The following is an 11227-nucleotide window of genomic DNA, read 5'->3' as shown; positions in this document are numbered from 1 at the left end:
TTTTTGTTGACCACTTCACAGAGACACCCGCAACAACGACAATAAAGCCACATTCAGAGCACCTGAGAACGCCTTTGAAGAGATTCGTTAGCAGAGGTAGGTCAGATGAGGGTTTGCGCCCTGAACCCTGTTTAAGCTGCTGTACAGCGTAGAATTGTTCATCGGTGATTATTGAGGGGTAATAGTTTGGTATCTCTGAAACCCCCTTTACAGCCATTGATTTAGAAGGAACTTTGAAACCAATCACTGAACGGTTGGAAAGTAATTCTGTGACCGATGATTGAGACCAGCCCCCCTTCACGGATTTATGCTGGTTAAGGGTATAGAAACCTTCATCATTCATCTGTTTAGCTATCTTGATATGAGACAAGCCCTCTAGCCGTAGCTGAAAGACACGTTGAACAGCTTTCACATTCTCAGGGATGAATTCAAAGTGTGAACGGTCTTCAGAGACCTTTAACCATGCTGCACAACGCTTAGACATGATTTCACCTTTAGCAGCCCGTTCTCTTTTAGCAGCCCATACAGACCTTAAACGGGTAGATTTCATCGCTGATTCTTCATGTGCTCGCTCCATGACCAACATCGCTTTAATCATGGACAGTGAATCTTTCAGACTTTCTTTCGTGTACCACTCATTATCGACAAGTGTCACCACTTCAACGCCAGACCTGAGAATCTTTCTAAGCTGTTCTCCGGCTGTGTCGATGTCCTGACGGCTTACTCTATCTAATGACTCGACAAGAAGAACTGAACCCGCTTCAATGTAGCCAGATTCCACAGCGGCTAGAAATTCACCAAATGCACCTGACTTAGCATTAGCACCGGAGAAGCCGCTTATACCCAAATCCTGAAAACGTAATGATTCGTCTAAATAGTAATCGGGATTTCGTTTCAACCAATCGTTAATGTACTTGCTTTGACGCTTAGTAGAATCACCAACCGATTGAATTTTTGTAGAAAATCGTATGTATGAGATTGCTTTTGGCATGGGGTTTATGATGGGTTATGAAGAGATTGAACAAGTGTATCATAAGAAAGGTGTAATCCTCGATAGCCGCCCGGTGCACAGCGCTGTGCCCCATTGCGAAGCCATCGTTGAAGCTCAGCGTAAAAAACCGAAAGTGCCGGTCCACGCCATCGTTACTGCGCATAACCCAATGGTCAGGTATATCGGCAGCGATAACATGCAGCAAAATCAGGCGATGTTCGCCGTCTGGCTGCAAACGTTAGCGAAGTGGGAACACACCACCACGCCGTATCTCTTTTTGCATACGCCGGATATCGCCCAGGCCCCCGAACTGGTCGATGCTCTTTGGCAGGCCTTGCAGGCTGCGGTGCCGTCCGTGGGCAGCGCCCCTTCCATCCCACAACAATCTTCTCTTTTCTGATATCACCCCCTATCATAGTGAAGTGCCATCTGCCAAAAACAGGGAGTTTGTATGGTCAGCGCGCTGTATGCGGTGTTAGGTGCATTACTGCTGATTAAGTTTTCATTTGATGTTGTGCGCCTCAGAACGCTGTACCGCGTCTCTTACGGTGACGGCGGATTTTCCGAGCTACAAAGCGCTATCCGCATTCATGGCAACGCGGTCGAATACATCCCCGCAGCCTTAATCCTGCTGCTGTTTATGGAGATGAATGGCGCAGAAACCTGGATGGTGCACATCTGTGGCCTGCTTCTAATTGCTGGCCGCCTGATGCACTATTACGGTTTTCACCACCGCTTAATCCGCTGGCGTCGTTCCGGCATGAGTGCGACCTGGTGTTCGCTTTTGCTGATGGTGCTGGCTAACCTGTGGTATATGCCGTGGGAGTTGGTTTTCTCCCTCCATTAGCGCACAATACGCCACTTTATTTTTCCCGGATTTTTACGTTATGTCAGATCGCGACACGCTTTTTTCCGCGCCTATCGCCAGCCTGGGCGACTGGACCTTCGATGAACGGGTAGCCGAAGTCTTCCCGGATATGATCCAGCGCTCTGTTCCCGGTTATTCCAATATTATCTCTATGATCGGCATGCTGGCTGAGCGCTTCGTTCAACCCGGCACGCACGTCTATGACCTGGGCTGCTCGCTCGGCGCGGCAACGCTGTCGGTTCGTCGTAACGTTCACCAGGAAGGCTGCCGAATCATTGCCGTCGATAACTCCCCGGCGATGGTTGAGCGCTGCCGTCGCCACATTGACGCGTATAAAGCCCCTGTTCCGGTAGACGTGGTGGAAGGCGATATCCGCGAGATTGAGATCAATAACGCCTCGATGGTGGTGCTGAATTTCACCCTGCAGTTCCTGGTGCCTGAAGACCGCCAGCTGCTGCTGGACAAAATTTATCAGGGACTGAATCCCGGCGGCGCGCTGGTGCTCTCGGAGAAATTCAGCTTCGAAGATGCCGAGGTTGGCGAACTGCTGTTCAATATGCACCACGATTTCAAACGGGCGAACGGCTACAGCGAGCTGGAGATCAGCCAGAAGCGCAGCATGCTCGAAAACGTGATGCTGACGGATTCCGTAGAAACCCACAAAGCGCGTCTGAGCAAAGCCGGGTTTGAGCACAGCGAACTGTGGTTCCAGTGCTTTAACTTTGGCTCTCTGGTGGCGCTGAAAGCGGGGGAACCCGCATGATCGAATTCAGCAACTTCTATCAGCTGATTGCCAAAAACCAGCTTTCCCACTGGCTGGAAACCTTGCCCGCGCAGATTGCGGCCTGGCAGCGCGATCAGCAGCACGGCCTGTTAAAGCAGTGGTCAAATGCGGTGGAGTTTCTGCCCGAACTGACCCCGCATCGTCTGGATCTTCTGCACAGCGTAACCGCCGAGAGCGAAGAGCCGCTTCCGGCCGGACAGATCAACCGCATCGAAACGCTGATGCGTAACCTGATGCCGTGGCGCAAAGGGCCGTTTTCACTTTACGGCGTGAACATCAATACCGAATGGCGCTCGGACTGGAAATGGGATCGCGTTCTGCCTCACCTTTCCGACCTGACGGGACGTACCATTCTGGACGTGGGCTGCGGCAGCGGTTACCACATGTGGCGCATGATTGGCGCGGGCGCGCAGCTGGCGGTAGGAATTGACCCGATGCAGCTGTTCCTGTGCCAGTTTGAAGCGGTGCGCAAGCTGCTGGGTAACGACCAGCGCGCGCACCTGCTGCCGCTTGGCATTGAACAACTCCCTGCCCTGAAAGCCTTTGATACTGTCTTCTCCATGGGCGTGCTGTACCATCGTCGTTCCCCGCTTGAACACCTGTGGCAACTGAAGGATCAGCTGGTCAGCGGCGGCGAGCTGGTGCTGGAAACGCTGGTGATTGAAGGCGATGAACATGCCGTTCTGGTGCCGGGCGATCGCTACGCGCAGATGCGCAACGTTTACTTCATCCCTTCCGCGCTGGCGCTGAAGAACTGGCTGGAGAAGTGCGGGTTTGTGGATGTGCGGATTGCCGACGTCAGCGTGACCTCGCTCGAGGAACAGCGCCGCACCGACTGGATGATCACCGAATCGCTGGAGCAATTCCTCGACCCGGCCGACCACAGCAAAACTATCGAAGGCTATCCAGCCCCGATGCGTGCGGTGCTGATTGCGACTAAGCCGTAGCCTTTTTGCCGGGTGGCGGCTACGCCTTACCCGGCCTACTCGTAGCACGTTTTCTCCGAAATAGTTCAAGTTGCAGCGAGGCGGCCAACGCAGCTGCGGCTTGAAGCATGAAAGACAAAAAAAGGCCCCTGTTGAAATTGCAGGGGCCTGGTACAAGCAAGCATCATATTGGGCGACATGATGCGCGGTAAAAATCGGTACGTTGCTACACGTGATGGCGCTCAATCAGCGACTTCATTTCCGCAACCGACTCTCCCTCTACGCCATAGCGTGAATACTCATCCGCTTCAGCATCCGTCGACATTGACAATCCTGTATTGCGATAACGCATGGGCGAAGGTATCCATTTACCCGCGGAGCTGTGCAGCTCTTCTACCCCTGCGTTTAAAAACCGTTCCAGATTGCTGGCGCGGACTCCCGCACCCGCCATTATTATTGGAACACCGGAATGTACTTTTAGTTCCGTAATTAATTGCAGTCCTTTTTCAGCTGACGCCTGCTGACCCGATGTCAGGATGCGTGCCACGCCAAGTTCTCCAAGCGTTTCAAAGGCCTGAAGCGGATCTTTACACATATCAAATGCACGATGAAAAGTGACGGCCAGCCCCTGCGCGGCGCTCATAATCTGACGCATGCGCGGTATATCGATATTGCCGTCTTCATCCAGCAGGCCGGTCACCAACCCTGGAAACCCAAGGTCCCGAACGAGCGCGATATCATCAAGCATGGCACTGAACTCGCCCGCCGTGTAACAAAAATCACCGCCGCGCGGACGAATAATCGGGTGAACGGGAATGGTGACGGCCTGACGGGCAGACTTCAACACGCCGTAAGACGGCGTCAGCCCGCCCTCTTTGGGTGCCGCACACAGTTCAATGCGGTCAGCCCCGTGCTTTTGCGCGGTCACGGCACACTCCACGCTGTAACAGCAAATCTCCAGCAGCGCCATTTAATCCTCCTGAAATTCCACTAAACGAAACATCATGACACGCCGTCCGTTTTCAGTCCCGGCGTGAACTCACATCTCTTACGCTTCGCTGGCAACGATCTGCTCAATGGTCCACGGATGAAACTTCACCGTGACCTGCCCGTCAGTGACGGCCAGCGTCGGGTTTGGTAACCGCTCGCGCTCGCCTTTGGGTGAACTCGTCTTCACAAAAATTCCCGGCTTGCTTAAACCCTCGTCGGAAAGCAGGGCCAGCGCGCGCGCGTTCAACGTTTCCGGCTCACCCGGCAGGACAATTTCGATATGCTCCCAGCCTTCGTGCGGATAGCGTTTCTCGCCCGGCCACGGCAGTTCAACCACGCTGAAATGCCAGTGCGCCACGTTCACCGGCTCATGCAACTTAAACAGACAAATCGGGCGACCATTGATGATGTTCTCGGAGAGCAACTCGCCGCACCGTTCGAACCCGCGACGCCAGCGCTCGGCCGTGGCATTCTGATGACAGCGCAAAGAGATGTGATCGGCCTCAAGCGGCGCGATTTCCAGACCGAGACGGGTGGCAAGTTCTGTGAACGCCTGGGTGAAGCGCGGTAAATCTGCGGAAATATCATGCAGTTCGTCAATGGATTGCCAGTTCGCCATAAGTCACTCTCTTTTCATGTCGCAAAGCCGCTAATTTACTCTGTTGCCCTGTTTTGACCAACCGCAGAATCCGGCTTTTTGCGACTGCATGATTATGCACACCTTCAACGCCTGGATTCTGAGCAATCTTCGGGCCCCGCAATGCTGACGCCAGAGGGCATTTGCAGTATACTCCCGCCCTAAATTCTTTAACTGGCGCGGGCGGTTGTAAGCCCGCATCAAAAACGTAAGGTATCCAGGTGAATATTCAGGCTCTTCTCTCCGAAAAAGTCAGTCAGGCACTGATTGCCGCAGGCGCGCCTGCGGATTGCGAACCGCAGGTTCGTCAGTCAGCAAAAGTACAGTTTGGCGACTATCAGGCTAATGGCGTGATGGCAGTGGCTAAAAAACTGGGCATGCCGCCGCGACAGCTCGCTGAGCAGGTACTGACGCATCTGGATCTTTCCGGCATTGCCAGCAAAACCGAAATCGCCGGTCCGGGCTTTATTAACATATTCCTTGAGCCTGCATTCCTGGCAAGCCACGTTGACGCGGCGCTGAAATCTGACCGTCTGGGCGTTTCCCAGCCGGAGGCGCAGACCGTCGTGATCGACTACTCTGCCCCGAACGTGGCGAAAGAGATGCACGTTGGCCACCTGCGCTCCACCATCATCGGTGATGCCGCGGTGCGCACGCTCGAGTTCCTCGGCCACAAGGTGATCCGCGCGAACCACGTTGGCGACTGGGGTACACAGTTCGGCATGCTGATTGCTTACCTGGAAAAACAGCAGCAGGAAAACGCCGGTAAAATGGCGCTGGCGGATCTGGAAGGGTTCTACCGTGAAGCCAAAAAGCACTACGACGAAGACGAAGCCTTTGCCGAGCGCGCGCGCAGCTATGTGGTAAAACTGCAGGGCGGCGACCAATACTTCCTCGAGATGTGGCGCAAGCTGGTCGACATCACCATGTCTCAGAACCAGCTGACCTATAACCGCCTGAACGTCACCCTGACCCGTGACGACGTGATGGGCGAAAGTCTCTACAACCCAATGCTGCCCGGCATTGTGGCTGACCTGAAAGCGAAAAACCTGGCGGTAGAGAGCGAAGGCGCAACGGTGGTGTTCCTTGACGAGTATAAAAACAAGGAAGGCGAACCGATGGGCGTGATCATCCAGAAAAAGGATGGCGGCTACCTCTACACCACCACTGACATCGCCTGTGCGAAATACCGTTACGAGACGCTGCATGCTGACCGCGTGCTGTACTATATCGACTCCCGTCAGCACCAGCACCTGATGCAGGCGTGGACCATCGTGCGTAAAGCCGGTTACGTGCCGGATTGCGTTCCGCTGGAACACCACATGTTCGGCATGATGCTGGGTAAAGACGGCAAGCCGTTCAAAACCCGTGCGGGCGGTACCGTGAAGCTGTCCGACCTGCTGGACGAAGCGCTGGAACGCGCCCGCCGTCTGGTGGCAGAGAAGAACCCGGACATGCCTGCCGATGAGCTGGAAAAACTGGCCAACGCCGTGGGTATCGGTGCGGTGAAATACGCGGATCTCTCCAAGAACCGTACCACCGACTATATCTTCGACTGGGATAACATGCTGGCGTTTGAAGGCAACACGGCGCCTTACATGCAGTACGCCTACACCCGCGTGCTCTCGGTGTTCCGTAAGGCGAACATTGATGAAAGCGTACTGGCGAATGCGGCAGTGACCATCACGGAAGATCGTGAAGCGCAGCTGGCGGCGCGCCTGCTGCAGTTTGAAGAGACGCTGACGGTTGTCGCGCGTGACGGTACGCCGCACGTGATGTGTGCTTACCTGTACGATCTGGCGGGTCTGTTCTCCGGCTTCTACGAACACTGCCCTATTCTGTCTGCGGAAAACGAATCGGTCCGCAACAGCCGCCTGAAGCTGGCGCAGCTCACGGCGAAGACCCTGAAGCTGGGTCTGGATACCCTGGGTATCGAAACCGTAGAACGCATGTAATACAAAAACCCGGCAATCGCCGGGTTTTCTTTTTTGCCTTCCTGCTCATTCAAGCTTCAGCGGTAGTTCACGATGACAGAATTACTCTGCACTTTCAGCGCCGGGATTAAACGTCCCCCGCCCGGCACTTCCCAGATGAAACGCAAAGGTTCAATAGCCGGTACGCCGTTGAATGCCTGCGTCGTGCCATTTTCGCCGTCGATTTCCGTGCAGCGCGTCTGAGAACAAAGGCGCACCCGGAGCCCTGCGGGCGTTGGGCCAATCAGCCGGTAATTCCAGACCACAAGACCCATCTGACCGGAAACGCCTTCAGAAGGCGACAGCGGGTTAGATGACATGGCGACGCCCCGGTTGCTGAGGGTCACCCCCATGCTGCTTGCCTGCCAGGTGCCCTCCCCGGCAGCGTGCGCCGCCAGCGGGAAGAGCAAAATCCAGAGCCATTTACGCATTATTTTCCTCCAATCGTCGCGGTCATGCGGATATGACGGTTATCCGACAGCTCCATATTCGACAGCACGACCAGCTGATTCAGACTACGACGCAGGAAACGCGACAGCAGCGGACGCAGCGCATGGTTAACCAGCAGCACCGGCGGTGCGCCCAGCATCTCCTGGCGCGCCAGCGCCTCCTGCGTTTGCGCCAGCAGACGGTCCGCCAGCCCCGGCTCCAGGCCGCCCCCGCCCTGCAGGGCCTGCAGCAGCAGACGTTCAAGCGGCGTATCGAGGCCAATAACCTGCACTTCTCCGGTTCCCGGGAACCACTGCTGGGTGATCGCACGGCCCAGCGCCACTCGAACCACCGCCGTCAGCTCGTGCGGATCGTTTTGTATCGGCGCATGCTCGGCAAGGGTTTCCAGAATAGTGCGCATATCACGGATCGGCACTTTCTCTTCAAGCAGGTTTTGCAGCACCTTGTGCAGCGTGGTTAAGGTCACCACGCCCGGGACCAGATCTTCCGTCAGCTTCGGCATCTCCTGCGTGACGCGGTCCAGCAGCTGCTGCGCTTCCTGACGGCCAAACAGCTCTGCCGAGAATTGCCCAATCAGGTGATTAAGATGGGTCGCCACCACGGTACTGGCTTCAACAACCGTATACCCCTGGATTTGCGCCTGCTCTTTCAGGGCACTTTCAATCCAGATAGCGGCCAGGCCAAAGGCCGGGTCGATAGTTTGCTCGCCCGGAAGCGTGCCTGCGGCGGTACCCGGGTTAATCGCCAGCCAGCGGCCCGGATAGGCATCACCGCTGCCGATTTCGACACCTTTCATCAGAATGCGATAGCGCGCGGGCGGCAGGTCCATATTGTCGCGGATGTGAACAACCGGCGGCAGGAAGCCCATATCCTGCGCGAATTTTTTACGGATACTGCGGATACGGCCAAGCAGCTCGCCATCCTGCTGGAAATCGACCATCGGAATCAGGCGATAGCCCACTTCCATTCCCAGGGAATCTTCCAGCTGAACGTCGTTCCAGGTCGCTTCGACGGCCTGGGTATTCTCCGGCATTTTTACCTGAACAGGCTCCGCTGCCGGTTTGGTTTCACGGCCACGCATCCACCAGGCAAGCCCCAGTAGACCCGCCGTAAACAGCAGGAAGACGAGGTTTGGCATCCCCGGCACCAGGCCGAGCAAACCCAGAACGGCAGCGGCCAGCAGCATCACGCGCGGGTTGCTGAAGAGCTGGCCCACCATCTGCTCGCCAACGTCCTGATCGGTACTCACGCGGGTCACAATCACACCCGCCGCAGTAGAGATAACCAGCGCAGGGATCTGCGCGACCAGACCGTCACCAATGGTCAGCAGCGTATAGCTTTCCGCCGCGTGGCCCATGTCCATCCCGTGCTGCAATACCCCCACCAGCAGGCCGCCGACCACGTTAATCACCATGATCAGAATGCCCGCGATGGCGTCACCGCGCACAAACTTACTTGCACCGTCCATGGAGCCGTAGAAGTCCGCTTCCTGCGTCACTTCCGAACGGCGTTTTTTGGCTTCATCTTCGGCAATGAGCCCGGCGTTCAGGTCGGCATCGATCGCCATCTGTTTGCCCGGCATCCCGTCCAGCACAAAACGCGCGCCCACTTCCGCAATACGCCCTGCACCTTTGGTGATAACCATAAAGTTGATGATAACGAGGATAACGAACACCACGATACCGATAGCGAAATTGCCGCCCACCAGGAAGTGGCCGAACGCTTCAACCACTTTACCTGCCGCTGCCGCACCAGTGTGACCTTCCATCAGGATGATACGCGTGGACGCGACGTTCAGCGCCAGTCGGAGCAAGGTGGTAAACAGCAGAATGGTCGGGAACGCGGCAAACTCCAGGGTACGCTGGGTGAACATCGCCACCAGCAGCACCATAATGGACAGCGCAATATTGAAAGTGAAAAGCAGATCGAGGATGAACGCCGGGAGCGGCAGTACCATCATCGACAGAATTAGCAGGATCAGAATCGGCCCGGCAAGGATTTGCCATTGGGTCGATTTCAGGTTGCCGGGCAGGCGCAACATTGCCACCAGATTAGCCATCAGTGTCCTTCTCGTTCATAAAATCCAGCGCGGCAGGCACCGGAAGGTTTTCAGGTTTTACAGGCCGCTGACCGCCAGCCAGACGCCAGCGCTTCAATTGCCACACCCAGGCCAGCACTTCCGCCACGGCGGCGTAGAGTTGTCCCGGGATCTGTTGTCCAATATCCGCATGGCGGTACAGGGCACGCGCCAGCGGAGGGGCTTCCAGGATCGGCACGCGGTGCTCTGTGCCAATTTCCCGGATACGGAGTGCGATCAGCCCCGCCCCTTTAGCAACGACTTTCGGCGCGCTCATTTTGTTTTCGTCATAGCGCAGCGCAACGGAATAGTGCGTTGGGTTGGTAACAATGACGTTGGCCTTCGGCACATCGTCCATCATGCGGCGACGGGCGGCGGCACGCTGCATCTGGCGGATACGCCCTTTTACGTGCGGGTCACCTTCCATCTGCTTGTATTCGTCACGGATATCCTGACGCGACATGCGCAGCTTTTTGAAGTGGGTATAAAGCTGGAAGATCACGTCAAAACCCACCATCGGGATAATGCTGAGCACCACAAGCAGCGCGCAGAGCCCGACCAGATTCAGCGCGTTGCTCATCGCGGTGAGAGGCGATTCGCTGATAAGACGCATCATTTCCGGCCAGTGGTACCAGAGGTAAAAGCCTGCGGAACTGCCCATCAGCACCGATTTGAGGACGGCTTTGAGCAGCTCAGCCCCGGTCTGCGCAGAGAACATTTTCGCAATACCCGGCAGCGGGTTCAGTTTGGAAAATTTCGGTTGCAGCGATTTGGCACTAAAAACCAGACCGCCGAGCATCACCGGAGAGACCAGCGCGACAAGTACGACCCCGGTAATCAGGGGCAACAGCGCGACCATGGCCCCCTTAATAAGCTGAATAATCTGGCTGAGGATCAGATTCGGATCGTTGACCATGCTGTGGTCAAAACGTAAGCCGGTGGACAACATTCCCGCCAGCTTTCGGGCGAGCGACTCCCCGCCCCACCAGATAATGCACACCCCTACGATAAGGATCAGCAGGGAGGTTAATTCTCGGGATCGGGGGATCTGCCCTTCCTCACGCGCTTTTTCTAGTCGGTGGGGTGTGGGGGCTTCCGTTTTGTCGTCGTTCTCTTCTGCCACAGTGCATGCTCAGCCCATTACGTCACGGGTATCATGCCAGCACCGCCTTTCATCAATGGGCTGATAAACCCCTATAACCGGGTCTTTTTTTCAGTTTAAGACCGCACTCCGTACGTTGGGAGAGCGAAGAGAGGACGCGTAATGTTCGAACAAACATTGTTCCGACTTGTGTGATGCGCTTCATATCACAAAATGAATTAAGCGAAGTTTTAAAAATGCTTATTCAAAAAATATCCCGAAAGAAAATTAACATAGTCGTCGATTTTAACCACTCAATATTTCAGAAATGATATAAGTATGTAAATCCAATAATTCAGAGCAATTGAAACTCTATTTATCCATTACCCTGGAAAATCCAAAAAGGGATTAATCAATATAACATTAGTCCTGAAACTCACTTACCACAAG

General features: G+C 55.3%; 10 protein-coding genes and 1 pseudogene. 5 read left to right on the top strand and 6 right to left on the bottom strand.

Annotated features, from left to right (window positions below; translation table 11 throughout):
* On the bottom strand, positions 1 to 991 hold a 991-nt coding region (locus INF68_RS22355; RefSeq protein WP_193525460.1), incomplete at its 3' end, for a recombinase family protein.
* Positions 992 to 1043: 52 nt separating this feature from the next.
* Between INF68_RS22355 and INF68_RS22350 the strand changes: the two are divergent.
* The 4 genes and pseudogenes from INF68_RS22350 to cmoB form a co-directional block, all read left to right on the top strand.
* A pseudogene (locus INF68_RS22350) lies at positions 1044 to 1391 on the top strand (DUF72 domain-containing protein); the annotation flags it as partial.
* 51 nt (positions 1392 to 1442) lie between these two features.
* Positions 1443 to 1838: an MAPEG family protein gene (locus tag INF68_RS22345; RefSeq protein ID WP_021240443.1), complete on the top strand. Its 396-nt coding sequence runs from the start codon at positions 1443 to 1445 to the stop codon at positions 1836 to 1838.
* Between the two features lie 40 nt (positions 1839 to 1878).
* Positions 1879 to 2622: a carboxy-S-adenosyl-L-methionine synthase CmoA gene (gene cmoA, locus INF68_RS22340; RefSeq protein ID WP_109845169.1), complete on the top strand. Its 744-nt coding sequence runs from the start codon at positions 1879 to 1881 to the stop codon at positions 2620 to 2622.
* Complete coding sequence (gene cmoB, locus INF68_RS22335) at positions 2619 to 3590, top strand: tRNA 5-methoxyuridine(34)/uridine 5-oxyacetic acid(34) synthase CmoB (RefSeq protein WP_109845170.1); 972 nt, start codon at positions 2619 to 2621, stop codon at positions 3588 to 3590. Before cmoA ends, cmoB begins: the two co-directional genes overlap by 4 nt.
* A gap of 205 nt (positions 3591 to 3795) precedes the next feature.
* On the opposite strand, the gene cutC is transcribed toward cmoB, so the two are convergent.
* Positions 3796 to 4539 (bottom strand): copper homeostasis protein CutC, encoded by a 744-nt coding sequence (gene cutC / locus INF68_RS22330; RefSeq protein ID WP_109845171.1) that lies wholly within the window; start codon positions 4537 to 4539, stop codon positions 3796 to 3798.
* Positions 4540 to 4617: 78 nt separating this feature from the next.
* A complete protein-coding gene (locus INF68_RS22325; RefSeq protein WP_109845172.1) occupies positions 4618 to 5178 on the bottom strand; it encodes a VOC family protein in 561 nt (186 codons plus the stop codon).
* A 239-nt stretch (positions 5179 to 5417) separates the two neighbouring features.
* Here INF68_RS22325 and argS point away from each other — a divergent pair, with 239 nt between their 5' ends.
* Positions 5418 to 7151 (top strand): arginine--tRNA ligase, encoded by a 1734-nt coding sequence (gene argS, locus INF68_RS22320; protein ID WP_126786415.1) that lies wholly within the window; start codon positions 5418 to 5420, stop codon positions 7149 to 7151.
* A 56-nt stretch (positions 7152 to 7207) separates the two neighbouring features.
* On the opposite strand, the gene INF68_RS22315 is transcribed toward argS, so the two are convergent.
* Genes INF68_RS22315 through flhB form a run of 3 tightly spaced genes read right to left on the bottom strand, consistent with a single transcriptional unit; the run spans position 7208 to position 10819 of the window.
* A complete protein-coding gene (locus tag INF68_RS22315; RefSeq protein ID WP_045355962.1) occupies positions 7208 to 7600 on the bottom strand; it encodes a flagellar protein FlhE in 393 nt (130 codons plus the stop codon).
* Positions 7600 to 9678: a flagellar biosynthesis protein FlhA gene (gene flhA, locus INF68_RS22310; RefSeq protein WP_023312249.1), complete on the bottom strand. Its 2079-nt coding sequence runs from the start codon at positions 9676 to 9678 to the stop codon at positions 7600 to 7602. The genes INF68_RS22315 and flhA overlap by 1 nt, the downstream gene beginning before the upstream one ends.
* Entirely contained in the window at positions 9671 to 10819 is a 1149-nt protein-coding gene (gene flhB, locus INF68_RS22305; RefSeq protein ID WP_126786416.1) for a flagellar biosynthesis protein FlhB, read from the bottom strand. Before flhB ends, flhA begins: the two co-directional genes overlap by 8 nt.
* Positions 10820 to 11227: the final 408 nt, after the last annotated feature.

Origin of the sequence: Enterobacter cloacae complex sp. P16RS2, assembly GCF_014982155.1 — a bacterium.
GTDB classification, from domain to species: Bacteria; Pseudomonadota; Gammaproteobacteria; order Enterobacterales; family Enterobacteriaceae; genus Enterobacter; species Enterobacter cloacae_M.
The sequence above is the reverse complement of the archived record's forward strand: the minus strand, read 5'-3'. Positions and strand labels throughout refer to the sequence as shown.

Coding starts and splice junctions, on each gene's coding strand:
- cutC (WP_109845171.1), bottom strand. CDS start 4,539: ATGGCGCTGCTGGAGATTTGCTGTTACAGCGTGGAGTGTGCCGTGACC.
- cmoB (WP_109845170.1), top strand. CDS start 2,619: ATGATCGAATTCAGCAACTTCTATCAGCTGATTGCCAAAAACCAGCTT.
- INF68_RS22315 (WP_045355962.1), bottom strand. CDS start 7,600: ATGCGTAAATGGCTCTGGATTTTGCTCTTCCCGCTGGCGGCGCACGCT.
- INF68_RS22325 (WP_109845172.1), bottom strand. CDS start 5,178: ATGGCGAACTGGCAATCCATTGACGAACTGCATGATATTTCCGCAGAT.
- flhA (WP_023312249.1), bottom strand. CDS start 9,678: ATGGCTAATCTGGTGGCAATGTTGCGCCTGCCCGGCAACCTGAAATCG.
- cmoA (WP_109845169.1), top strand. CDS start 1,879: ATGTCAGATCGCGACACGCTTTTTTCCGCGCCTATCGCCAGCCTGGGC.
- INF68_RS22345 (WP_021240443.1), top strand. CDS start 1,443: ATGGTCAGCGCGCTGTATGCGGTGTTAGGTGCATTACTGCTGATTAAG.